Raw genomic sequence first — 23,306 nt, 5'->3', positions numbered from 1 at the left:
CTTAGCGCTTCTTGTTCGTCTTGCGGCGGCGGACGATGTACTTGTTCGACGCCTTCTTGGGCGAACGAGTACGGCCTTCCTTCTTGCCCCACGGGGACACGGGGTGACGACCACCGGAGGTCCGGCCCTCACCACCACCGTGCGGGTGGTCCACCGGGTTCATGACCACACCACGGACGGTCGGGCGAACGCCCAGCCACCGCTTGCGGCCCGCCTTGCCCCAGTTGATGTTGCTCTGCTCGGCGTTGCCGACCTCGCCGACCGTGGCGCGGCAGCGCTGGTCGACCAGGCGGATCTCTCCGGACGGCATGCGCAGGTGGGCCATCGAGCCCTCCTTCGCGAGCAGCTGCACGGAGGCACCGGCGGAGCGGGCGAACTTGGCGCCGCCACCGGGACGGAGCTCGATCGCGTGGATCGTGGTACCGACCGGGATGTTGCGGAGCGCCAGGTTGTTGCCCGGCTTGATGTCGGCCCCGGGACCGTTCTCGACGCGGTCACCCTGCTGCAGGTTGCGCGGGGCGAGGATGTAGCGCTTCTCGCCGTCGGCGTAGTGCAGCAGCGCGATGCGCGCGGTGCGGTTGGGGTCGTACTCGATGTGCGCGACCTTCGCCGGCACGCCGTCCTTGTCGTGCCGACGGAAGTCGATGACACGGTAGGCGCGCTTGTGTCCGCCACCCTGGTGGCGAACGGTCACACGACCGGCGTTGTTACGGCCGCCCTTGCTGTGCAGCGGGCGGACCAGCGACTTCTCCGGCGTGGACCGCGTGACCTCGACGAAGTCGGCGACGCTGGAGCCACGACGGCCCGGCGTAGTCGGCTTGTACTTGCGGATTCCCATTTCTCAGTCCTCGTCCGATTCCGGACGATCCGGACCTCCGTCAGGAGGTCGGACCGCCGAAGATGTCGATACGGTCGCCCTCGGCGAGGGTCACGATCGCGCGCTTGCTGTCGGCACGCTTGCCGAAGCCCGTGCGGGTCCGCTTCCGCTTGCCCTGGCGGTTGATCGTGTTGACCCCGGTGACCTTGACCGAGAAGACCGCCTGGACGGCCTCCTTGATCTGGGTCTTGTTGGAGCCCGGCGCGACGACGAACGTGTACTTGTTCTCGTCGAGGAGCGCGTAGCTCTTCTCGGACACGACCGGCTTCAGCAGCACGTCACGGGGGTCCGTGAACGCCTTGCTGGCCGGGGTGACGACGGTGTTCTTGCCCTCGGCCTCGTGGCGGCGCGCCTTGGCGACGCGCGCGGCCTTGGCGGCCTTGGCCGCCTTGGAGGCGATGCTCGGGTGACGCGTAGCCATCAGGCTTCGCTCCCTTCGGTGTCAGCGGCCTTGTCGGGGCCAGACACGAAGGACTCGAACGCGGCCTGGGTGAAGACCACGTCGTCCGAGACGAGAACGTCGTACGTGTTCAGCTGGCCCGGCTCCAGGATGTGGATCTGGGGCAGGTTGCGGGCGGACAGCCACGCGGCCTCGTCGGCGCGGTCGACGACCAGGAGCAGGTTCTTGCGCTCCGAGATCTTGCCGAACAGCGTCCGGGCGGCCTTCGTGGACGGGTTGTCGCCCTCGATGACGCCGGTGACGACGTGGATGCGGTTGTGGCGGGCCCGGTCGGTGAGGGCGTGGCGCAGGGCCGCGGCCTTCATCTTCTTCGGGGTCCGCTGCGAGTAGTCACGCGGCTGCGGGCCGTGGACGACGCCACCGCCGGCGAACTGCGGCGCACGGGTCGAACCCTGGCGGGCGCGGCCGGTGCCCTTCTGGCGGTACGGCTTCTTGCCGCCACCACGGACCTCGCCGCGACGCTTGGTCTTGTGCGTGCCCTGGCGGGCAGCGGCGTTCTGCGCGACGACGACCTGGTGGATCAGCGGGATGCTGATCTTCTCCACGCCGAAGATCTCCGCGGGGAGCTCGACGCTTCCGGTCTTCTCGCCGGCAGGCGAAAGGATGTCAACAGTGCTCATCGGTACCTCAGGCCCCCTTGGCCGCGGTGCGGACCAGGACGAGGCCGCCGTTCGGACCGGGAACCGCGCCCTTGATGAGCAGCAGACCCTTCTCCGCGTCAACGGCGTGGACGGTCAGGTTCTGGGTGGTGACCCGCTCGTTGCCCATGCGGCCGGCCATGCGGAGGCCCTTGAACACGCGGCCCGGGGTGGCGCAGCCACCGATGGAACCGGGCGAGCGGTGCTTGCGCTGGGTGCCGTGTCCGGCGCCGAGGCCCTTGAAGTTGTGACGCTTCATGACACCGGCGAAGCCCTTGCCCTTGCTCTTGCCGGTGACGTCGACCTTCACGCCGGACTCGAAGACCTCGGCGCTGACTTCCTGACCGAGCGTGTACTCGGAGGCGTCGGCCGTACGGATCTCGACGAGGTGGCGGCGGGGGGTGACGTCGGCCTTGGCGAAGTGGCCCTTGAGGGGCTTGTTCACCTTGCGCGGGTCGATCTCGCCGAACGCGATCTGGACGGACTCGTAGCCGTCGACGTCGTTCGTGCGGACCTGGGTGACGACGTTGGGGCCGGCCTTGACGACGGTGACCGGAACAACACGGTTGTTCTCGTCCCACACCTGCGTCATGCCGAGCTTCTCGCCCAGGATGCCCTTGATCTGCTTAGCCATTCTCAGATCACCGGCCTTCAGAGCTTGATCTCGATGTCGACACCGGCCGGGAGGTCGAGTCGCATCAGAGAGTCAACGGTCTTGGGGGTCGGGTCGAGGATGTCGATCAGGCGCTTGTGCGTGCGCATCTCGAAGTGCTCGCGCGAGTCCTTGTACTTGTGCGGCGACTTGATGACGCAGTACACGTTCTTCTCAGTGGGCAGCGGCACCGGGCCCGCGACCGACGCACCAGTGCGAGTCACCGTCTCGACGATCTTCTTCGCCGAAGAGTCGATGACCTCGTGGTCGTAGGCCTTGAGCCGGATGCGGATCTTCTGTCCCGCCATGGCTACTCAGTAGTCCTGTCTCTCGTAACGCTCTGGACCCGGTGGCCCTTGTCCATTCCGCTCCCCCTCCGACCCACGCGGTCGGGCGTGTCGCACCCTCGCTGACATGGATGTCCCTTTTCGGGACTTCCCTGCCTGGGAGTGCGGACCCTTCCGGAACCGCGGGCCGGGGGCGAGAGGCCCACCGGGCGCCTGGCCTGCACCCCGCTGACGCTTCCCGGAAGATTCCCGTACGTCCGCCCCTGAGCAGGAGCGACGAGTACTGTGGGACTCGCTTCCGGTCCCCCCGGCGGGAGGCGCGCAGCATCGGCACTCGACCGAGCAACCCCGCTAGTCTGCCATACGGGGCGCGGGCCTGGCCAATCGAAGCGGATGACTGTACCCCACGTCACCGGGCGGTATGCCGACGCGCCTCAGCGCGCCTCAGCCTGGAGGAACCTCTCCACGTCCTGGACGGTCGTCCGCCACTCGGAGATCTCCTGCCCGTCCTCATCGACCGTGGACCTCTGCTCCACGAAGCGCCAGGGCTCGTCGGGCGCGAACTCCTCTTCCAGTTCGTCCAGGAACATGATCGAGTTCTGTACGTGGACGATGCTTCCGGATCTGTACAGCGGCCAGCAGAAGACAAAGTTGCTGTTCGCCGGGTCTGTGATCGACGTGACGAGGCACGATGTCGTGTCCGGCCCACCCTCGACGAGTAGCTCCAGACATCGTCGCCAGCTCATTTCGTACCGGGCGACGTTCCAGTAGCTCAGGCTCATGGGGAAACGCTCCTCGAACTCCCCCACCCTGATACAGCCCCATGCTTCGCCGGCGCCTTCGGTCCCGCCCGGTGGCGGGGTGGCCAGCACCCTGACGGCGAAGTTCTCACTTCTTGATGTAGTTGAGGTCCGCGTCATAGGTACCGATCCTCTGTCCCTTCTTGTTGAACATCTTCCAGCCGTCGGACACGTTGTGGCCGTCCACATCTGGCGTGATGTAGTTCTTGCCGTTGAAGAAGACCTCTTGCCCATGCGAGTGGAAGGGCGCCTTCTGAGGTGAGATACGACGTTTGTAGCCCAGTTCCGCAGCCCTGTCCGCTGGGCTGGCGGCGTACAGCTCGGCGTTCTCCGCTCGCCGCCGCTTGACCATGTCCGGGTGATATGGGTCCTTCTCCAGAGCCGGAGACGGCGTGTATCCCTCAGGAAGGATCTCGTCGTTCTGGCAAGGGGCCAGGCCGAGTGGATCCGCCCAGGTGTGCGGGTTGTGAACGTAGGTGTCGGGATTCGGTCCGGCGGACAGTCCGAGTGGGTCGGAACTGAGATAGCGCGCCGTCTCCGGATCGTAGTAGCGGAAGTAGTTGTAGTTGAGACCGGTCTCAGGATCGTGGTACTGCCCGGGGTGGCGAAGCGGGGTATAGGCCGCGGCGTCGCTGTTCCAGGCCGTAAGGCCCCACACTGTCGAGCGGGTACGCCAAGCGATGTTGCCTTGGTCGTCCAAGAGCTCCGTGGGCGTACCGATCAGATCAGTCACGATTGCGTAGAAGCGGCGATCGATCTCGCGCTGTGCCACGCCCGAGTCAGACGTCGTCTTGCGTTCGGTCTGGGTCAGAGGGCGAAGGCCGTCGTGTTCCCATGTGAGCGTGATCGCTTCCGGGCTCTCCCAGCTGGTGCTGGTTTGCTCGCACAGAGTGCTCCCGTCCCAGACGAAATACACCTGCTCGATCACGGCCTCGGAGGATGCTGCCAAGCGCTCCTTCATTATTCGGCGCCCCAGCGGGTCGTACCGGTATCGCCAGCATGCGCCGTCCGGGGTGACCACGGACGTCAGTCGGTCTTCGGCGTCCCAGGTGTAGCGCCAGACGCTCGGTTTGCGTGACAGCCGTCTTTTGCGGCGTACCGTGATCCGGCCCGCGTCGTCGTGTTCGTAGCGGACACCCCCGGCGCGACTCAGTCGAGTTCCCAGGTACTCGCGCGGGCCGACGGCTTCGTGCCCCGGCGAGCCGGAAGGCCACGAGGCCTGGCTCTGGTTGCCGGCCGCGTCATACGCGTACTCCTCGGACCAGTCAGCCGCCCGAACTCCAGTAACTCGTCCCCGGGCGTCCACGTCATAGTGACGGTCCCCGTTGAGCCGATCGGTACTGGCGACGAGGTACCCGTCCGGACGGTAGGCATACGTGCGGCTCCGCACGACCGAGTTGTCCGGACCGGCAACCAGTTCCTGCCGTTCCAGACGGCCCATGACGTCGTAAGTCTGTTCCAGCACGGCATGCTCACCGATGCGTCGGGCCACCTCGCGGCCAGCCACGTCATGGGTGAAACACAGGCGCTGGTCAAGAGCGGCCAGAGCGGTGAGGTTGCCGACGACGTCGTAGGACCACTGACTCACTGCGCCGGAGGGGGTCATGCGGTCCGTCCGGCGACCCACCGCGTCGTAGCTGTACGTCGTGGTCCGTCCATTGACCGTTTCCGCCACCACGCGTCCCTCACGGTCGCGTTGCAAGGCGAGCACCGCCTCAGGGCCGGCGGCCGCGGTCAGGGCTCCCGCCTCGTCGTACGCGTACGTGGTCACCGCACCCGCCACATCCTTGGCTGTCACACGTCCCATGGCGTCCCGCTCATAGCGAATCGTCTGACCCGACGGGGTCGTCACGGAGACCAGCCGGCCAACCCCGTCGTGTACGAAGCGCTGCGTCCGGCCGTCGAAGTCCTGCTCCGCCACCAGGCGGCCACTGGGGTCGTAATCGTAGGTCCACTCCAGACCGAGTGGGCTGACTACCTTACGGAGCCTGAGCTCTGCATCGTGCTCGAAGAACTGACGTGTGCCGTCCGGCTCGGTGCGAGCCGCCAGCAGGTCGAAGTGCGTGTACTCGAATGTGGTCACGCCCCCTAGCGCGTCGGTGTGACTTGTGCAGTTCCCCTCACCGTCATACGTCCACGACTCGGTGCTGCCATCTGCTGTCTCCCGACACGCGATCTTTCCGTCCACCGTCCAGGAGAGGCACGTGACGGCACCCGAGGGATCGGTGACCTTGACCGGGCGCCCGAAGGCGTCCCTGCCGTAGTGGGTCGTACCGCCCGCCGGGTCCGTCACACGGATGGGCAGGCCGGCGGGATTGCACTCGACCGTCACGGTGCTGCCGCAGGCGTCCGTGACAGCGGTCAGCCGTCCCATGGCGTCGTACGAGAAGTGGGTGACCGCCGACTCCGGACTGCACGTCGTCAGGTGGTTACCGCGATCGTCGTACGTGTACCGCCACGTGGCACCTCCGGGCTCCACGACTTCGGTGGGTCGATCGAAGCTGTCGTAGATCATGGTGGTACGAGCGCCATCAGCGTGTTCGACGGCGGTCAGATTGCTGTGTCCGTCCCAGGTGTAGTGAGTCAGGTGTCCGAGAGGATCAGTACGTGTAATCAGCTGGTTACGACTGTCGAATCCATGGCGTGTGATGCGACCCACGGGGTCGACCTCACCGACGACCAGGCAGGCTTGATCGACTGCGTATCGAGAGACCGCTTCGTCGGCTGTGGTGACCTCGGTGATCGAGCAGCCAGGCCATGCTGAATCGACGTGTCCGTAGGAGAAGGTGTTGACGAGGTGCCCTGCGACGCCGCCCTGCCACACGCAACGGTCATTGCAGTCGTAGGCGTAGTGATAGCGGGAGTTGTTCGTGTCCTCCCACGACGTGATGCGCAGACGTTCGTCGTAGGTGAACCGCGTCGGCCTGCCCGAGCCGTTGATCACTTCGGTCAGGGAGCCATCGGAGTAGCCGTAGCGCCTGAGCGTGATCTCCTCGTCCGGTCCGGCCTCATGCCGAACCCCCAGACGCAGCGAGGTGACACGCTGCTCATCGACAGTGAAAGCAAGGCGGTAGCCGCCTGAGTGCTCGACGGCGGAGGGCGCACCGTCGGAGTCGTATGTGAAAGCGATCGAATTGCCGTTGCGGTCGGTGATGGAGACCAAAGGCGACCATCCGTCACTGACCGGTGCGAAATCACGGCTGTGGCCCGTGCCTGGGTCGACAATCCGGTATCCGCCTTGGTCCAGGCGCATGAGCGGCCACCGAGGACCGGATTCAGGGAGGACGGTGCCGTCCGCACCCTCGGGATGAGGGTAGGTGAGCAGCATGCCGTCTTCAGTCACGAACACGATTCCGCGGTCGTCGGCCTCCAAACGCTGGTCGATCGTAGAAGCCCAGCCAGGACCGAACCACCAGCCACTGCGGTATCCGGATGACACACGTCGCGTGAAGAGGAGTGGAAGCGTCCCGGGCAGCGCGATGTCGACCTGCTCCATGAACATGTAGCCGGTGGCCGGGTCTACTGGGTCACCACAGCGCTTGATCTGGGACTTGACCCGGTTGTAGGCCCCCTTCGCACCGTCGACGACAGCTGTCCGGCCGCTCTTGGCGAGACCACGGACTCCGAGTGCCGCCGCTTTCAGGCCCCCCTTGAGCCCCTTGACTGCTGCCATACCCCCCTTGAGCCCCTTGGCGAGTCCCCCGAGGGTGGTCAGGCCCTTCATGCCGGGTATGCAGTCCAGGGCCGCCAGTCCCACGTCCCACAGGGATGCTTGCCCTTTGCTGTATTTGTAGAGCGTGTCCGCAAGGACGACGAGGGCGGCGACCAGCACGATCGCGCCGAGGATCGGCCCGCCGATGATCATCGCGACGATGCCGACGACCGCGACGACGACCTTGCAGACCGCGACGATGGTGTCCCAGTTGTCGGAGAACCAGTCGCCGACGTCCTCCCACCAGGACCGGTTCTGGATACCGGCGTCGGACGCCTCGTCGATCTTGCCCTTGGCCTCCCGCGCCGCGCCCTCACGCATCTTGCGCGCGTCCTCGGCCATCTTCTTCGCCGCGTCCAGCGCGCTCTGCGCCGAGTCGACGGCCGACTGAGCGTTGGCGTGAGCGGTCTTGGCGTGCTGAACATCCCGGGTGGCGGCACGGACCTTCGCCTCGTCCGGCTTGTCCGCGTCCGACTTGCTGCCGGTCGGATCGTCCTTGTACTTGTCCGCCTCCTTCGACGCCCGCGCCATCCACGAGTCCGCCGAGGTCAGCCGGGACTGCGCCGAGGTCAGGTCTTGGCGGGCTTCCCTCGCCTTGACCAGGGCCTTGTCCGCCAGCGCCTGCGCCCGCTCCAGCTTCGGCCAGAAGTCCGCGAGAGCGTCGCCGCACATCCCGTACGACTTCTCCAGCTTCGTCAAGTTCTTCGGAACGCCCGAGAACTCCTCCTTGAAGACGGTCGCCGACTTGCCCGCCCACTCAGCGAGTGTCGACTCCCCCGCCATCCCCTTCACCAGACGCAACGCCTCGGACACGTCGTCGGCGAAGTCGTGCAGCGTCTTGGCGAGGGTGCGTACCCGCTGCGGATCCCCCGGAGTGGGGTCCTTTTCCAGGTCCAGGACATGCCAGTCACTAGGCCTGTGGCCCACCATCCCGCAACCCCCGTCAGCTCACGCGTCGCATCAGCAACCACCCGTACGCACACGTGAATTTACAAGACGCGATCGCTCGAAGAAAGGTACTCAGCGTCTGCGTACTGCTCTCCAGGCGTCGCTCGCCGCGTAGGCGAGGCTCAGCCGCCACGCGTCCAGCTTGTTCCGCACCGTTGAGACGACGCTCCAGCACTTCAGCCACGTCGGCAGTCGTCGGAAGGGTACGAAGGTCAGGGTGTCGTCGATGGCGTTCACGGCGATGCTCCTGCGGCCCGGTCCTTCCGCCCGCAGTGCGGCGTACAGCTCCGGCGTCAGCGTGCCGTTGAGTCGGGCCGCCGTCCCCGCCGCGGTGAAGGCGAAGCCTCGCTGGGCGACGTCCGGGAGTCGCATCGCCCTGACGATCCGGGGTGACGCCTCCTCCAGCGAGCAGTTGAAGGCGAGTCCGATGGCCGCCGTACCAAGGCCGCGCTCGCCGCGCGCGAAAGCGGCGTCCCACTCCGCCGGGTCGTCGAGAGCCAACAGCCGATCGCCGGTCCGCCAGTCCCAGTCCTTCGTCACCCCGCGAACCGGAACGTCGACGTGATCGCGTCGAAGATGTCGAAGAAGGAGTCCGCGAGGTCGAGGACCTGGCTGCTGCCCGCGACCAGGGCGACCTTGCCCTCCTGGCCGGGGACCGGGATGTACGTCTGCATGAGCACGGCGCGGACCGTGCGGTTCAGGGCGTCGTCCGGGATCGGGATGTCCTCGACGCCCTGGGTGCGTGCGGCGGGGCCCACGCCGGGGATGTCGACCGTGGTGACCTCGCGCCAGGAGTCGCCGGGCTTCTTCGCCTCCTTGACCGCGAGCTGGGCGGCGATGGCGCCCGGGTCGGTGGGGAGGGGGTCGCCGGTGGACGTGCGGCCGCCGATCAGGGAGACCGTGACCGAGCCGGTGATCGGGGTGTCGCCGCCGAAGCTCTCGGCCATGCAGCCGCAGTACAGCGCGCCCGACTTCCACGCGTCGGAGGCCGCCTTCTGGAGGAAGGTGACGTAGGCGGCGCGGGAGGGCTTCAGCTCGGGGTGCTGGCGTATGCGGTCGTCGACCATGCGGCGGATGGAGTCGTCCCGGGACTCCGGGCGTACGTCGAACTCCCACCAGGATTCCGGAACCTTGATCCGGAAACCGCCCCGCTCGACGGTCAGTGCCTCCGTGTACCGGGCCATGTCGTGCGCGGCCTCCCCGTGCGTCGTCGTTCGATCCGATGTTCCGACATGGTCCCATCGATCGGGAGGCCGGTCAGCGGTGCCTCAGGGGCGGTTGTCCGCGTTGCGCAGCCGGGCGAAGGACGTGTCCAGGCCCTTCTTCAGAAGTCGTGACAGCGGGCGTTCCACGAAGCGGTGGATCAGGTAGCTCAGGAGCAGGAAGCCCGTGATGAGTACGGCGATCAGCAGGCGGGCGTCCATCGTGTCGTGGAGGCGGGCGATGAGGGCCGTGCCGGCCGCGTAGTGGACCAGGTAGAGGGGGTACGTCATGGCGCCTGCCGTGACCAGCCACTTCCAGCGGATCCGGTCGGTGTACCCGAGCGCCACGGCGACCATGAAGAGCAGGAAGACCGTGAAGATCGCCACGCTGCCGCGCCAGCCGGAGACGCGTTCGACCTCCTCGATGCGGTTGCCCAGCTCCAGCTGGCCCATCAGCCAGGCCATGGCGAGGATGCCCCACAGGAGCAGGTCCTGGCCGAAGCGGTGCATGAGGTAGAGGGCGAGGCCCGCGATGAAGTACCAGGCGCCGTCCGGGTTGGCGACCAGTTCGAGCAGGGGCAGGCGGGCGACCGGCGCGAGCATCGCGACCGCGCCCCACACGCAGCAGAAGACCACGACCCTGCGGTACGTCAGTCCCATGGCGACGACGACCAGGAAGAGCAGGTAGAAGCGCAGCTCGGACCAGAGGGTCCAGTAGACGCCGTCGACGTTGGGGACGCCGGAGCCGGACTGGAGCATGGTCAGGTTGAGCAGGACCTCGCGCAGCCGGAGGCGCTCCCACACGCCGGGTACGGCGATCAGCGCGGCCGTGGTGAACAGGACCGCGAACCAGTACGCCGGGTAGAGCCGGATCACCCGGGAGACGAAGAACTGGCGCGGGCTGCGGCCCCAGCACGACATGCAGATCACGAAGCCGCTGATGACGAAGAAGATCTCGACGCCTATCCAGCCGTAGGAGGCGAAGCGGAACACCGTGGGCATGATCTCGGAGACCGGGCGGTCCCAGATCAGGTTGCCGGGGCGGTCGGCCCGCCAGGTCCCGGCGTAGTGGTGCGCGGCCACCATCAGCGCGGCCAGCAGGCGGATGCCGTCGATGACGTACAGCCGCCCGCCCGCCCGCCGGCGCCCCGAGGGCTTCGGGTCCGGCGGGGCGACGACGAGCGGGGGGAGCGGTTGTCTCAGCCGGACCTCCGCCCGCTCGGGCACCGATGTTCCGTTGTCCACTGCACGCACCATTCGAACAGACAAGAACAGTGCGCACGCGAACGGTAGGGGGTTCGGCAAGCCGCCGCCCGGACTCCGTGGTGTGTTCCCGGGCTGTTCGCCTCCGGTTCAGCCGGCGCCCCCGGCCCGCCGGCCCGCCGGCCGGCCGGCCGGCCGGTCAGCCGGTCAGCCGGTCTTGGCCACCGTCAGCAGGACCGCCGAGTCCTCCAGCGCCTCCAGGCTGTGGCGGGCCGGGGGGATCAGGATGAGGTCACCGGCGCGGCCGTCCCAGGAGGTGTCGCCGCTGGTGAGGCGGACCCGGCCGCGCAGGACCTGGACGGTCGCCTCACCGGGGTTCTCGTGCTCGGCGAGGGTGGTGCCGGTGGTCAGCGCGAGGAGGGTCTGCCGCAGGACCAGCTCGTGGCCGCCGTGGACCGTGGTGGCGCTGCGGCCGTTGGAACCGGCGGCGGCGCGTTCGAGGTGCTCGCGGGCTAGGGCGTCGAGGGAGAGCTTCTGCATGCGCGCAAGTCTCGCCGCGGGCCCGGGACCGCCACCAGGGCCGGACGGGGTACACCACCGCCGGGGTGGCCCGTACAAGTGGACTCGCGAGTGGACCCGTTACAGAAAGTCGCTCACTCTCATGGAGTAAAAACTGTAGTGGCTGATGTAGACATGTGGCCGTCGTCGCGGTTAGTGTTCTGTCGTAGCCAAGAAGTCGGCAAGGCGCGGCAGAGACGAACTGCCCGTCGGCAACACGCAGAACAAGGACACCGACAGGTACGGCAGAGAAGGAGGAGGACGCCATCAGGATCGCCCGGGCGAGAAGGTTCTCACCGGGTACCGCAGGCCCCGGAACGGAAGGTGGTCCCACGGTCACGCATCCGCGATCCCTCAACTGCCCGTCCCCCCTGAAGGGGCGGCGCGGAATCAGAAGGTCGGCACAGTAGGCCGACAGATGGTGTTACAAATCCCTCGGGGCCTTGGTGCCGTTCGGCACCAAGGCCCCTCGACGCATTCCCCGAACAGAGGTGCAGATGACCGCAGGTACACCGCTCGACCGAATCGACGACGACGACTACCCCGCGTACACCATGGGACGAGCCGCCGCGATGCTCGGCACGACGCCCGCCTTCCTGCGGGCCCTCGGTGAAGCGCGGCTGATCACGCCACTGCGTTCGGAGGGCGGCCATCGCCGCTACTCCCGCTATCAGCTGCGTATCGCCGCTCGCGCCCGCGAGATGGTCGACCAGGGGACCGCCATCGAGGCAGCCTGCCGCATCATCATCCTGGAGGACCAGCTCGAAGAGGCCCAGCGCATCAACGAGGAACTGCGACGCGGTGGCGCCGAAGCCTCCGGCGACGGCTCCGGGAGCGGCCGTCCCCCGCGGTAGGGCCACCGACCGCTCCACCCGGGAGGAGAGGCGGATAAAATCCGTCCTCATGTCGAAGCCTGACGAGCTGCTCATTGACATCGCTGCTCTCGTGGAGTCCGGACAGAGCAGCCGGATGTCCTTGACCGTGATCACCCACGGTGCTGTCATCACCGGTCGCCTGGCCCCCGAGAGGGTGTGGAGGCAGAGGGTTTCGGAAGTGCTGACGGACTCCGCCGACCTGGGCGACTTCTCCACCGTCTTCGAGGCCCCCGCGAAACCCGACGGACCGCCCACGCACCTGCATTTCCATGTCGCCCGGATCCTCCAGGGCACGATGGGGATCCCGGAGACGGGCGGGATGTACCGCGTGGCGCTCGAGGACGTCAGTGCCTGGACCGTGGGCGACTTCAGCTACTCCGACCACTGAGGCCGCTCCCTGGGCGACCCGCCGTGGTGGGGCGGTTCAGCGGGAGAGGACGGGGGCGCCCAGGGCGTTGCCGAGTTCGTCGGTGATGTCGCGCAGGCGGACCCGGTCCGTGTACGCGGAACCGTTCCGTACGGCGGTCAGCCGGAGATGGGACGGCTTTGCGCGGCACATATCAAGGAATTTCCGCAGCGCAGGGCGCGTGGAGAATTGCACGAGGATTCCGCATGAGCGGGAATCCGTGTTCTCGGAACTGCGAATTCCTCGCAGTGGTCCCAGGGGCTGGAGCAGCTGCGAAACGTATATGCAGCTGGGGCCCGCACCCCGAGGGATGCGGGCCCCAGCTGCAAAGTGCGCGCCGGATGACGCGCCGGCGTCAGGCGAGGACGATGTTCTCGGCCGTCGGGTCCGTCGGGTCCGTCAGGTCCGTCAGGTCCGTCAGGTCCGTCAGATGACGCCCTGGGCCAGCATCGCGTCGGCCACGCGTTCGAAGCCGGCGATGTTCGCGCCGGTGACGTAGTCGCCGGGGGCGTCGTAGCGCTCGGCGGTCTCGTGGCAGGTGGTGTGGATGCTGGTCATGATGTCCGCCAGCTCCTCCTCGACCCGCGCCGCCGTCCACGACGTACGGGCGTGGTTCTGCGCCATCTCCAGGGCGCTGACCGCGACGCCGCCCGCGTTGGCCGCCTTGCCGGGGCCGAAGGCCACGCCCGCCTGCTGGAGCAGGTGGACGGCCTCGGGGGTGGTCGGCATGTTCGCGCCCTCGGAGACCGCCTTCACGCCGTTGCGGACGAGGGTGGCGGCGGCGTTCTCGTCCAGCTCGTTCTGCGTGGCGGACGGCAGGGCGAGGTCGGCCGGAACGTCCCAGACGCTGCCGCCGGGCACGAAGCGGGCAGAGGCGCCCCTGCGCTCGGCGTACGCGTCGACGCGGCCGCGCTCGACCTCCTTGATCTGCTTCAGCAGGTCGAGGTCGATGCCCTTCTCGTCGACGACGTAGCCGGAGGAGTCCGAGCAGGTGACGGCGTTGGCGCCGAGGGCGGTCAGCTTCTCGATGGTGTAGATCGCCACGTTGCCGGAGCCGGAGACGACCGCGGTCTGGCCTTCCAGGTCCTCGCCGCGCTCACGCAGCATCGCCGCCGCGAAGAGCACGTTGCCGTAACCGGTCGCCTCCGGGCGGATCAGCGAGCCGCCCCAGCCCTGGCCCTTGCCGGTCAGGACGCCGGACTCCCAGCGGTTGGTGATCCGGCGGTACTGGCCGAAGAGGTAGCCGATCTCCCGGCCCCCGACGCCGATGTCGCCCGCCGGGACGTCCGTGTGCTCGCCGATGTGCCGGTACAGCTCCGTCATGAAGGACTGGCAGAACCGCATGACCTCCGCGTCGCTGCGCCCGTGCGGGTCGAAGTCGCTGCCGCCCTTGCCACCGCCGATGCCGAGGCCGGTCAGCGCGTTCTTGAAGATCTGCTCGAAGCCCAGGAACTTGATGACGCCCAGGTTGACGGACGGGTGGAAGCGCAGACCGCCCTTGTACGGGCCCAGCGCGCTGTTGAACTCGACGCGGAAGCCCCGGTTGACGCGGACGCGGCCCTCGTCGTCCTGCCACGGCACCCGGAACATCACCTGGCGCTCCGGCTCGACCAGCCGCTCGATGAGCCCCGGCTCGGCGTACTCGGGGCGGGCCGCGACGACCGGCGCCAGGGTCTCCAGGACCTCGTGGGCCGCCTGGTGGAACTCGGGCTGGGCCGGATTGCGGTGCTCGATCTCGGTGAGCAGGTGGTCGAGGGTGGTCTGCGTCTCGCTTCGCGTCGTCACAGGGGCCCTTTCTGGCACGGCGGGCACCGGTCGCATACAGCGACCGGTGGGAGGCGCTCGGCGCCGTTGCCGCGCGCGGGACACTTAAGTGTTACGCGCATGTAAACCCCATGGCCAGCACCCGATCACTGGATGAGACGAAGGCCTCCCGGCGACGCCGGCCTCCCCGTGACGCTACCCCTCCCCGTTCAGCATCGCGGCGGTGAGGACGTTGCCCGCGACGCCCCAGCCGCCGTCCGGGACCTCGTCGACCAGGACGACGGTGGTCGGACGGGCGCGCTCCCCGTAGATCTCCGCGTAGAGGTCGGTGGTGCGTTCGACGATCTTCTTCTTGTCCTCCGCCGAGAGAGTGCCCGCGGGGACCTTGAAGTGGGCGAAAGGCATGTCAGATCATCCCTCCGTTGGCGCGCAGGATCTGGCCGTTCACCCAGTGCCCGGCGGGGCTGCCGAGGAAGGCGACCACCGCGGCGATGTCCTCCGGGGTGCCCAGCCGCTCCAGGGGCGGGGTCTTCGCGAGCCTGTCCACCTGCTCGGGGGTCTTGCCGTCGAGGAACAGGTCGGTCGCCGTCGGTCCGGGCGCGACCGTGTTCACGGTGATGTCCCGGCCGCGCAGCTCACGCGCGAGAATCATGGTCATGGCCTCCACGGCGCCCTTGCTCGCCGCGTAGGCGCCGTACGTGGGGAACTGCGTGCCGACGACGGACGTCGAGAAGCCCACGAACGACCCCCCGGTACGCAGTCGCCGTGCCGCCTGCTGGGCGACGACGAAGGTGCCGCGGATGTTGGTGCGGTGCATGGCGTCCAGCGCCGCCAGGTCCAGGTCGGCGATCGGCGAGAGGGTCATCCGCCCGGCCGCGTTCACGACGACGTCGACACCGCCGTACTCCTCCTCCGCCCGGTCGAACAGGGCGGCGACCTCCTTCTCCTCCGCCACGTCCGCCCGTACGGCGATCGCCCGTCCACCGGCGTCGGTGATCGCCGCCACCGTCTCGTCGGCGGCCGAGGCGTCACTGGCGTAGTTCACGACGACGGCCAGGCCGTCCTCGGCGAGTTTCTGGGAGACCGCCCGGCCGATGCCGCGGGATCCGCCGGTGACGACGGCGACCCGTTCGACGGCGGTCTGTTGATTCGTGTGCGTGGTCATGGCTCCACGATGCGCCCGGTCGGCCGCCGCAGCCAGGGGATGCCATCCCCTGGGTCGGCGGCCCGGCCCGGCGCAGAATGGACCGCATGAGCGCTGTGAAGTACGCCGAGCTGGGATCGTTCCTGCGGTCGCGGCGCGAGCGCATCCGCCCGGCCGACGTCGGACTCCCGGCCGGACCGCGCCGCCGGGTGCCGGGGCTGCGCCGCGAGGAGGTGGCCCACCTCGCGGGGGCGTCCGTGGACTACTACAACGAGCTGGAGCGCGGCGCCGGGTCCCAGCCGTCCGAGCAGATGATCGCCGCCCTGGCGCGTGCGCTGCGGCTGTCCGCCGACGAGCGGGACTACCTGTACCGGCTCGCCGACCGGCCGGTACCCGTGCAGGGCGGCGCCGCGTCGCACGTCCACCCCGGCATGCTGGACCTGCTGGGGCAACTGGACTCGACCCCGGCACAGGTGATCACCGACCTGCACGTCACCCTCGTACAGAATCCGCTGGCCGTGGCGCTGCTCGGGGACCAGTCGGGTTACCGGGGGCCCAGGGCCAGCTTCGTGCACCGGTGGTTCACCGAGCCGGAGGCCCGGCTGCTCTATCCCGAGGCCGACCACGCGTACCAGTCCCGTTCCTTCGTCGCCGACCTGCGGGCCGCCGCCGCCCGGCGGGACGCGAAGGACACGGAGGCCGGCGCGATGATCCGTACGCTGCTCGGCGTCTCCCCCGAGTTCGCCGCGCTGTGGGCCGACCACGACGTGGCGTTCCGGCGCCACGACCGCAAACGGCTCGTCCACCCGGTGATCGGCCTGGTCGAGGTCAACTGCCTCAACCTCTTCAGCGAGGACGGCCGCCAGCGGCTCCTGTGGTTCACCCCGGCCGTCGGGACCGACAGCGCGGGTCTGCTGGAGCTGCTGTCGGTCGTCGGCACGCAGGAGGTCAGCGAGGTCAGCGCTGCGCCGCGTACGGCAGGAAGCTCGCCCAGGCGGCAGGGGTGAGGGTGAGGCGGGGGCCGTCGGTGTGCTTGGAGTCCCGGATGTGGATGGTGGCGGGGGTCAACGCCAGTTCTACGCAGGAGTTGCCGTCGTTTCCGCCGCTGTAGCTGCTCTTGAACCAGACCAGTTCGGTCTTGCGGATCATGTTTCTCCCAGCAGTTGCTCGATGAACGCCAGCGACTCCCCCGGTGAGAGTGCCTGAGCCCGGATCGTGCCATACCGCAGTTCGAGGATGCGCAGGTGTCTGGGCTCGGCGATCGGTCGGCTGTTGAAGGCTCCGTCGGAGCGCCCCACCGCCGTGCCGTCCGGGAACTTCAGCAGCTCGATCCGCCCGTCCAAGCCGGAATGGGTGTCGCAGTTCGTCCGCATCACCTGAAGCACGACGTTGTGCAACCGACCCACCTCCAGCAGGCGTTCAAGCTGCTCACGCCAGACCATTGTGCCGCCGATGGGCCGTCGCAGAGGGCCCTCTTCCAGGACGAAGCTGAGCGCGGGTGCGGGTGAGCGTTCGAAGACCGACTGCCGGGCCAGACGCGCGGCCACCATGCGTTCCACGTCATCCGGCGAGTACGGCGGTTGAGCCGCTCCGATCACAGCGCGTGCGTGCTCCCGCGTCTGCAACAGCCCCGGGATGATGTGGCACTCGTACAGCGCGATCTCAACCGCATTCGCCTCCAGCTTCCCCAGCTCCCGCACCTTCTTCGGGTACCGGACCTTCTTCACGTCCTCCCAGGCCGCCGAGAGGAGCCCACCGGCCCCCAGCACCTCGTCGGCCCTGTCCAGATACTCCTGCCGGGGAATCCGCTTGCCGCCCTCGACCTTGTAGACGAGGTCCTCCCCGTACCCGACCGCCACTCCGAAGTCGCCGGCGCGCATCCCCGCCGCCTCCCGGCGAAGCTTCAACTGCCGTCCCACCGTGGTGATGACCGCGACGCCCCACTCGTCGTCGGGGTCGACCTCCCACCCCGACTCGTCCGTCTCGACCGTCATCCCGTGCCCCTTCCCCGACAGCGCCGACACCACTGGACAAGCGCCGGACAGTCACCGTACGTACCCGCTGAGTCACTTCTCACGGTACGCACACATCGCCACGCTGAGTGACGTGAACCAGAAATCCACCACCGAACTCACCGCGTCCGTCCGCAACTTCAGCGTGCAGCTCTCTCCCACCCCACGCGGCGCCCGCCTCGCCCGCCTGCTCGCGACCGAGCAGCTGCGTTCCTGGGGCCTACCCCTGGACCCGGCACGCCTCCTCGTCGCCGAGCTGGCCAACAACGCGGCGGACCACGGACGCGTCCCCGGCCGCGATTTCCGGCTCACCCTGTACGTCGTCGGCGACATCCTCCGCATCGAGGTCACCGACACGCGGGGCCAGGAACTCCCCGCCCCTCAAAAGCCGGCCTCCGACGCCGAATCCGGCCGGGGCCTGCTGCTGGTCGAGGCGTTGGCGCACCGCTGGGGAGTGACGGAGGGCCGCTTCCCGCGCAAGACCGTGTGGGCCGAACTGCGCTGTACGGCACCGGAACCCACGTTCTGAGGTTCCGGTGCCGTCGGTGCCCTACCAAGACAAAAAACCCGGGGAAATGACCCCTACCAAGCCCCACCCCTCCCGCCCGAGGCGCTTCGTCACTCGGGTGGGTGAACATCGCCGGTTGAGCTGGATTTCCGGGTCCCCAACTCCCCTACTCTCAGCGCAAGCAAGCACAACCGAAAAGACATCGGCCCCCGCTGGGACTGGCATCCCGGTGCGAGGGCCTACCACCCAGGAAGCAAGGAACAGAACCTTCCCGATGGATACCGAAGACCCTAGCGCGCCCTCGCGCGCCCAGTCAGCCCCAGCCGACAATCCGACCCGTACGCGTCGCCACGGCGGCGGCATCACCCACGACAACACCCGCCACACCACCCGCTTCGTGGTGATCGGCAACCACCTGGTCCAGCACAAGGACCTGTCGCTCCTCGCGATCGGCCTCGGCTGCCACCTCCAGTCGCTGCCCACCGGCGCGGGCGCCGACATCAAATCGCTCGCCGCCCGCTTCCCGGAGGGGCCGACCCGTATCGCCGCCGCCCTGCGCGAACTGGAGGCCCACGGCTACCTGCGCCGCGAACGCCACCGCACGCAGACCGGCCGCATCGTCACCCGCACGGTCTCCTGCAACCAGCCCCACGCGGACCGCCGCCGCGAACCGGCCGACACGGGATGCCCACCCGCGAAGCGCACGCCCCCGCCGCCACGCCGTACGGTCCACAAGGCACTCCCCGCCGTACCGCAGCCGAGCAGCACCGCCCCCACGCTCCTCCAGCAGGCACTCGACCTCCTCGCCACCCTGCGCCGCCACGACTCCCGGCTGCTGCTCTCCGCGACCGACACCGCCCACCTGGTCCCGGGCGTCGCCGCCTGGCTGGAGCGCGACGTCGCCCCCGGCGCCGTACGCCACGCCCTGACCACCGACCTCCCCGACGAGCCCCTGCGCCGCCCGGCCGCCCTCCTGGCCCACCGCCTCACCGACCGGCTGCCACCGCCGCCCCCGTTCCGTACGCCGTCGGCCGCCGTACCGCCGCCGCGGCACCCACTCCAGAACTGCGAGGGCTGCGACCGCGGCTTCCGGGCCCCCGAGGCTGAAAACCGCTGCCGCGACTGCCGGACGGCAGGGGTAATCGCTTGAAGTGCACAGTCCGGCCCATCTCGTTCAACGCTTCTCCCCAGAAACCCGGTGTCCCCATGCCCAGCCCACCCGTCGACGCGATGCATCGCCTGTTCCATCAGGATCCCGGTCTGTTCGCTCGCGTAGCACCACAGCTGGGGATCGCCGTTCCCACCATCACTCAGGCGACTGTGTTGTTCTCGGGCGCAGGCAACTGGAGCGCTCTCGCCTGCCGGGGAAGCACGGTGCTACAGCTGGAAACCGCAGGGCAGGAGAACTTTCTCCTGTTGATCGAGGCACAGGACCGGCAGGATCGCCGACGGCCCGCGCACTGGGCGCACCACGTCGCATACCTGTGGACCGAGTTTCGGCTACCTACGGCTCTGCTGATCATGTGCCCCGACCAGGACACAGCGCGTTGGGCCGCGCAGCCCGTGGCCAGCGGGCCGGTTCAGCCGCCCGCCCTCACTCTCCACCCCTTCGTCGCAGGACCCGACAATCTGCCGCTGATCACCGACCCCGACAAAATCCGCGCCGACCCGGCCCTGACCGCGCTGTCGGCCATCATGCATCCGGCCACACGGGGCATCGGGCTTGCGTTGGACACGTTGTCCACCGCTTTGCGGGATCTCCCCGTCGTGAACGCCAACCCTCTCATCGCTCTGACGGCCCAGGGTCTTCACACCCACCCGACCGGGATCGTCTGGAAGCATCTCGTGAGCACGATCATTTTTGAGCGGGACCGCGAGAAGGACCGTGTTGAGCGCATCACGAAGTTCCGCACGGAGCATCTCCTGCTGCTTCTGGGAGAGCGGGGGCTCGTCCTCTCTGAGGCCACCCGCAAAGAGGTCGCGGACTGTCAGGACCCTGAGACCCAGCTCCGTTGGCTTCTCCGCGCCGTCACGGCGTCCACCACAGAAGAGATCTTTGACGACGAGTGACGTACTGCCCGGCGTGCTCCGTAGGACGAGTCACGTCGGCGAAAACGCCGTCGGCCCACCTCCCGTGACGGCAGGATGGACCGCACGGCACGTCGTGACTCCCCCTGGACGCCAACGCACCGACAGGACCACAGCCCGTGTTGCCTTCCTTCGCTCCCAACGGATTCCTGCCGCTGGGCCGGTACTCGGTTTCCTTCGACGAAGCAGAATCCACGTTGGTCAGCGCGCCCGAGTTCCGCGAGTCCGCCACCCGCACCCAACTGTGGGACGGGCTACACGGCTATCTGGAGCGATTCCTCACCCTTGAGGACACATACGCCGACGAACTCGGCGGACTCGTCCTCGTCCACAGGCTGTGGCTGGGCGGCAGCTACGTCAGCGCAAAGATCGACCCACAGAACATCGATGCGACTCTGCTGATCGACACCAGGGCCGAGCGCGCGGTACGCGGTAAACCCGGCTCCAAGTGGCTCACCGTCGCGTTCAAGAGCAGGGACAGCGTGAAGGAAAGGTACGGCGTTTCGCCTACGAGAGTCGGGTACCGCCCCGTCGGCAACGTCTTCCGGCCTGAGCGCATGACCCCTGAGGAACGGACATACTTTATGGAAAGGGGTGTGTGGGACGACTGGTGGCAGCGTTGCCGGTTGCCCGACCACGCGGTCCGTTCCCCCTCGGAGGACAGTGCTGTCCCGGCGCGCGGGTATCTGGAGGTGCGACTGTGACCAGTAGTGACAGCTGGCGTAAGCGCAGACGCGCGCTTCTGAGGGATGACCCCGGAGCCGCAGAGGCCGCAGAACGCCTGTTGGCGGACATGGGCACAGAGGAACGCCACGACGACGCGATCGAGGCCGATCACCGGGCGAGCCGCCTTGCCGCGGCACGCGAGTACGAGCCGAACGCCCGCCTCGACGAGGAGTTGCGGCTCCGCCTCACCGGACCGGACACTGGGAGCGGTGCACTCCGCTTCCAGTGGGGTGATGCCCTGCTGGATCCCGTGGAGCGGGCCGTCTCCGCAGCCGCGCGAACCCCGGTCCAGTTGGAACTCACCGGCCTCTCGGCGGGAAGCACCGTGATCCATGCCCGCCCTGTCTCCGCACACGCCACGGACGAGGCGGTACTCGATGTCCCGGCCACCTCCGCGACCAGCACGGGCATGCATGCCTTCACCCGGCTCCTGGACGCGCTGGAGTCCGAGGAGGACGTCCAGGAGTGGTCACGGCTCTTCGACTCCGTGGATGCCGTAGCACGCGCCTTGGACAAGTACGCGCTGAACCTGGATGTGACCTGGTACGACGCCAATGGTGGTGTGCGCAGCGCCCGCCTGAGCGAACGTGGCCGACACTTCGTCGCCCGTCTCCGCGAGACCCAGCCCCGAGACCAAGAGCTCACCATCTCCGGCCGCATCACAGAGTTGCGAGAGAGCGGGTGGGTCAAGGTGAAGACGGGCACGGCCAAGAACGCGCCCGCCTACGACGTCCACTTCGAGGAGCCCGAGGCACTGCTGCGTATGCGCCCCGGCCTTGGGGACAACGTCCACTTCCGGGTCCGGTTCAGACAGAGCCTGGATGCCGTGGGTATCGCACGGGCCACCGAGTACACCTACTTGGGCCCAGCCGCGGAGCAGGTGCCTCTAACGCTGGATTCCTGAGCCCGGGCGGCGCCACGGCGGCCGGGGGCCGTACATCACCGGCGCCGTACCGAACCGTACCGACCGCTGTCACGCCACCGTAGACACACAGAACGGGTGCCCCGCCGGGTCCAGCAGTACTCGCCAGCGGTCCGGGGACGGCTGGAAGTCGGGCTTCGTGGCGCCCAGGGCGAGCAGGCGGGCCTCCCCCGCGTCCAGGTCCTCGACGCCCACGTCGATGTGGGCCTGCTTCTCCTGGTCGGTGCCCGGCCAGGTCGGCGGGCGGTAGTCGGGGAGGCGGTAGAAGCCGAGGCCGGGCGCGCCGTCCTTGCCGCCGAGGAGGTAGAAGTCGTCGGTGTTGAAGGCGACGGGGAGGTCGAGGGCCGCGCCCCAGAAGCGGGCCGGCGCGGCGGGGTCGGAGCAGTCGAAGGTGACGGCCGAGTAGCGGAAGGTCGGTGCCGAGGCATTCTGCGTTGTCGTCATGGGAGAGACCGTAGGACGTGACCAGGACAGGTTCGGTCCTGGTCACGTCGGTGGATCGTGGCAGACTTCCCCACCGTGCTCAGTACTTCCGCCCGGCTGCTGCGGCTGGTCTCCCTGCTCGCCGTCCGCCCCGCCTGGACCTGCGGCGAGCTGGCCGAGCGGATGGAGGTCACGGAGCGGACGGTGCGGCGGGACGTCGCGCGACTGCGGGAGCTGGGGTACACCGTCGACTCCGACCCGGGACCGTGGGGCGGGTACCGGCTGCGGCCGGGGACGCGCACGCCGCCGTTGATCCTCGACGACGAGGAGGCCCTCGCCGTGGCCGTCGGGCTGCGGGAGGCCGCGCTGAGCGGAGCGCTCGGCGGGGACCAGGCGGCGCTGTCGGCGCTGCTGAAGCTGCGGCAGGTGCTGCCCAAGCGGCTGGGCGACCGGCTCGGGGACATGGACGCCGCGTTCGTGCAGACGCCGCGGGCCGGTGAGCCGCAGGTCGCCGCGGGGATGCTGCTGGAGCTGGCGGCCGCGTGCCGGCGGGGCGAGCGGGCCCGGATGGCGTACCGGGACTGGGAAGGGCGGGCCAGTGTGCGGGACGTCGACCCGTACCGGCTCGTGCACACCGGGCGGCGTTGGTACTTCGTGGCACGGGATGTCGAGCGGGGCGAGTGGCGGACGTTCCGGGCGGACCGGGTCGAGCGGGTGCAGCCGGGCGGGCGGCCCGTCGAGTTCACCGAACCGCTGCCCGATCCGGCGCTGCTCGTGTCCCGCGCGAGCGCGACCGGGCCGTACGCCGTGCTGGCCACCGTCCGCCTGCCGGTGCCCATGGAGCAGGCGCTGCGGTCCGTTCCCGCCACGGTCGGACTGCACCGGGCCGACGGGCCGGACGCCACGGTCGTCGAGATCGGCGGGTCGAGCACGGAGGGGCTGGCCCGGTATCTGTTCAGCCTCGCCACGCCGTTGCGGGTGCTGGCGCCGGACTCCGTGCGGGAGGCGCTGCTGCGCCGGACCCGGGAGCTGCTCGCGGCGAACGGCGACGCAAGTACTTGAAGTTTCCTCCAGAGGTCCGTACCAACCTCTTGCCCCCGC

The 23,306-nt window shown here is 68.6% G+C and carries 27 protein-coding genes; 9 read left to right on the top strand and 18 right to left on the bottom strand.

Features of this window, described 5'->3' with window-relative positions; all coding sequences use genetic code 11:
* Position 1: 1 nt before the first annotated feature.
* The 11 genes from rplB to C4J65_RS20560 form a co-directional block, all read right to left on the bottom strand.
* Positions 2-838 carry a 50S ribosomal protein L2 gene (gene rplB / locus C4J65_RS20610; protein WP_030400225.1) on the bottom strand — a complete coding sequence of 279 codons (837 nt, stop codon included), beginning with the start codon at positions 836-838 and terminating at the stop codon, positions 2-4.
* A gap of 40 nt (positions 839-878) precedes the next feature.
* The gene (gene rplW, locus C4J65_RS20605) at positions 879-1,298 is read right to left on the bottom strand and encodes a 50S ribosomal protein L23 (protein ID WP_003974265.1); all 420 of its coding nucleotides are present in this window, start codon (positions 1,296-1,298) and stop codon (positions 879-881) included.
* Positions 1,298-1,957: a 50S ribosomal protein L4 gene (gene rplD / locus C4J65_RS20600; RefSeq protein WP_115743720.1), complete on the bottom strand. Its 660-nt coding sequence runs from the start codon at positions 1,955-1,957 to the stop codon at positions 1,298-1,300. The genes rplW and rplD overlap by 1 nt, the downstream gene beginning before the upstream one ends.
* A 7-nt stretch (positions 1,958-1,964) precedes the next feature.
* Positions 1,965-2,609 (bottom strand): 50S ribosomal protein L3, encoded by a 645-nt coding sequence (gene rplC, locus C4J65_RS20595; RefSeq protein ID WP_007443982.1) that lies wholly within the window; start codon positions 2,607-2,609, stop codon positions 1,965-1,967.
* A gap of 17 nt (positions 2,610-2,626) precedes the next feature.
* Complete coding sequence (rpsJ, locus tag C4J65_RS20590) at positions 2,627-2,935, bottom strand: 30S ribosomal protein S10 (protein WP_003948644.1); 309 nt, start codon at positions 2,933-2,935, stop codon at positions 2,627-2,629.
* Between the two features lie 413 nt (positions 2,936-3,348).
* Positions 3,349-3,696: a hypothetical protein gene (locus C4J65_RS20585; RefSeq protein ID WP_115746551.1), complete on the bottom strand. Its 348-nt coding sequence runs from the start codon at positions 3,694-3,696 to the stop codon at positions 3,349-3,351.
* Between the two features lie 106 nt (positions 3,697-3,802).
* Complete coding sequence (locus tag C4J65_RS20580; protein ID WP_115743719.1) at positions 3,803-8,356, bottom strand: DUF6531 domain-containing protein; 4,554 nt, start codon at positions 8,354-8,356, stop codon at positions 3,803-3,805.
* Positions 8,357-8,446: 90 nt separating this feature from the next.
* On the bottom strand, positions 8,447-8,914 hold the full coding sequence (locus tag C4J65_RS20575; RefSeq protein WP_115743718.1) for a hypothetical protein: 468 nt from the start codon (positions 8,912-8,914) through the stop codon (positions 8,447-8,449).
* Positions 8,911-9,558, bottom strand: coding sequence for a hypothetical protein (locus C4J65_RS20570; protein ID WP_115743717.1), 648 nt, complete (start codon positions 9,556-9,558; stop codon positions 8,911-8,913). The genes C4J65_RS20575 and C4J65_RS20570 overlap by 4 nt, the downstream gene beginning before the upstream one ends.
* An 84-nt stretch (positions 9,559-9,642) precedes the next feature.
* Complete coding sequence (locus C4J65_RS20565) at positions 9,643-10,821, bottom strand: acyltransferase (RefSeq protein WP_240330478.1); 1,179 nt, start codon at positions 10,819-10,821, stop codon at positions 9,643-9,645.
* A 165-nt stretch (positions 10,822-10,986) separates the two neighbouring features.
* On the bottom strand, positions 10,987-11,319 hold the full coding sequence (locus tag C4J65_RS20560) for a cupin domain-containing protein (protein WP_115743715.1): 333 nt from the start codon (positions 11,317-11,319) through the stop codon (positions 10,987-10,989).
* Between the two features lie 515 nt (positions 11,320-11,834).
* Between C4J65_RS20560 and C4J65_RS20555 the strand changes: the two genes are divergently transcribed.
* Positions 11,835-12,191, top strand: a complete 357-nt coding sequence (locus tag C4J65_RS20555; protein ID WP_115743714.1) for a MerR family transcriptional regulator — start codon at positions 11,835-11,837, stop codon at positions 12,189-12,191.
* 49 nt (positions 12,192-12,240) lie between these two features.
* Positions 12,241-12,600 carry a hypothetical protein gene (locus tag C4J65_RS20550; RefSeq protein WP_115743713.1) on the top strand — a complete coding sequence of 120 codons (360 nt, stop codon included), beginning with the start codon at positions 12,241-12,243 and terminating at the stop codon, positions 12,598-12,600.
* Between the two features lie 36 nt (positions 12,601-12,636).
* On the opposite strand, the gene C4J65_RS37080 is transcribed toward C4J65_RS20550, so the two are convergent.
* The 4 genes from C4J65_RS37080 to C4J65_RS20530 form a co-directional block, all read right to left on the bottom strand.
* On the bottom strand, positions 12,637-12,771 hold the full coding sequence (locus tag C4J65_RS37080) for a hypothetical protein (RefSeq protein WP_275898163.1): 135 nt from the start codon (positions 12,769-12,771) through the stop codon (positions 12,637-12,639).
* 273 nt (positions 12,772-13,044) lie between these two features.
* Positions 13,045-14,403, bottom strand: a complete 1,359-nt coding sequence (gene gdhA, locus C4J65_RS20540; protein ID WP_162833259.1) for an NADP-specific glutamate dehydrogenase — start codon at positions 14,401-14,403, stop codon at positions 13,045-13,047.
* A gap of 174 nt (positions 14,404-14,577) precedes the next feature.
* Positions 14,578-14,787: a 4-oxalocrotonate tautomerase family protein gene (locus tag C4J65_RS20535; RefSeq protein ID WP_115743711.1), complete on the bottom strand. Its 210-nt coding sequence runs from the start codon at positions 14,785-14,787 to the stop codon at positions 14,578-14,580.
* A gap of 1 nt (position 14,788) precedes the next feature.
* On the bottom strand, positions 14,789-15,547 hold the full coding sequence (locus C4J65_RS20530; protein WP_115743710.1) for an SDR family oxidoreductase: 759 nt from the start codon (positions 15,545-15,547) through the stop codon (positions 14,789-14,791).
* A gap of 77 nt (positions 15,548-15,624) precedes the next feature.
* On the opposite strand from C4J65_RS20530, the gene C4J65_RS20525 reads away from it, so the two are divergent.
* Positions 15,625-16,533 carry a helix-turn-helix transcriptional regulator gene (locus tag C4J65_RS20525; protein WP_205351041.1) on the top strand — a complete coding sequence of 303 codons (909 nt, stop codon included), beginning with the start codon at positions 15,625-15,627 and terminating at the stop codon, positions 16,531-16,533.
* On the opposite strand, the gene C4J65_RS20520 is transcribed toward C4J65_RS20525, so the two are convergent.
* Both C4J65_RS20520 and C4J65_RS20515 read right to left on the bottom strand, forming a co-directional pair.
* Positions 16,484-16,675 (bottom strand): DUF397 domain-containing protein, encoded by a 192-nt coding sequence (locus C4J65_RS20520; RefSeq protein ID WP_115743708.1) that lies wholly within the window; start codon positions 16,673-16,675, stop codon positions 16,484-16,486. The two genes, C4J65_RS20525 and C4J65_RS20520, sit on opposite strands and share 50 nt — an antisense overlap.
* Complete coding sequence (locus C4J65_RS20515; protein WP_115743707.1) at positions 16,672-17,520, bottom strand: helix-turn-helix transcriptional regulator; 849 nt, start codon at positions 17,518-17,520, stop codon at positions 16,672-16,674. Before C4J65_RS20515 ends, C4J65_RS20520 begins: the two co-directional genes overlap by 4 nt.
* A gap of 112 nt (positions 17,521-17,632) precedes the next feature.
* Between C4J65_RS20515 and C4J65_RS20510 the strand changes: the two genes are divergently transcribed.
* The 5 genes from C4J65_RS20510 (at position 17,633) to C4J65_RS20490 (ending at position 21,764) form a co-directional block, all read left to right on the top strand.
* Entirely contained in the window at positions 17,633-18,067 is a 435-nt protein-coding gene (locus C4J65_RS20510; protein WP_115743706.1) for an ATP-binding protein, read from the top strand.
* 253 nt (positions 18,068-18,320) lie between these two features.
* Positions 18,321-19,196 (top strand): helix-turn-helix domain-containing protein, encoded by an 876-nt coding sequence (locus tag C4J65_RS20505; protein WP_115743705.1) that lies wholly within the window; start codon positions 18,321-18,323, stop codon positions 19,194-19,196.
* Positions 19,197-19,252: 56 nt separating this feature from the next.
* Positions 19,253-20,116 carry a hypothetical protein gene (locus C4J65_RS20500; RefSeq protein ID WP_115743704.1) on the top strand — a complete coding sequence of 288 codons (864 nt, stop codon included), beginning with the start codon at positions 19,253-19,255 and terminating at the stop codon, positions 20,114-20,116.
* Between the two features lie 137 nt (positions 20,117-20,253).
* Positions 20,254-20,838, top strand: coding sequence for a hypothetical protein (locus C4J65_RS20495; protein WP_115743703.1), 585 nt, complete (start codon positions 20,254-20,256; stop codon positions 20,836-20,838).
* Entirely contained in the window at positions 20,835-21,764 is a 930-nt protein-coding gene (locus tag C4J65_RS20490) for a hypothetical protein (RefSeq protein ID WP_162833258.1), read from the top strand. The genes C4J65_RS20495 and C4J65_RS20490 overlap by 4 nt, the downstream gene beginning before the upstream one ends.
* 69 nt (positions 21,765-21,833) lie before the next feature.
* On the opposite strand, the gene C4J65_RS20485 is transcribed toward C4J65_RS20490, so the two are convergent.
* Positions 21,834-22,226 (bottom strand): VOC family protein, encoded by a 393-nt coding sequence (locus C4J65_RS20485; RefSeq protein ID WP_115743701.1) that lies wholly within the window; start codon positions 22,224-22,226, stop codon positions 21,834-21,836.
* Positions 22,227-22,301: 75 nt separating this feature from the next.
* On the opposite strand from C4J65_RS20485, the gene C4J65_RS20480 reads away from it, so the two are divergent.
* Positions 22,302-23,267 (top strand): YafY family protein, encoded by a 966-nt coding sequence (locus C4J65_RS20480; protein WP_240330477.1) that lies wholly within the window; start codon positions 22,302-22,304, stop codon positions 23,265-23,267.
* The last annotated feature ends 39 nt before the right edge of the window (positions 23,268-23,306 follow it).

The organism is Streptomyces sp. CB09001 (assembly GCF_003369795.1).
Classification (GTDB): Bacteria; Actinomycetota; Actinomycetes; order Streptomycetales; family Streptomycetaceae; genus Streptomyces.
Note: the sequence above shows the minus strand (reverse complement) of the source record. Positions and strands in the feature narration are given on the sequence as shown.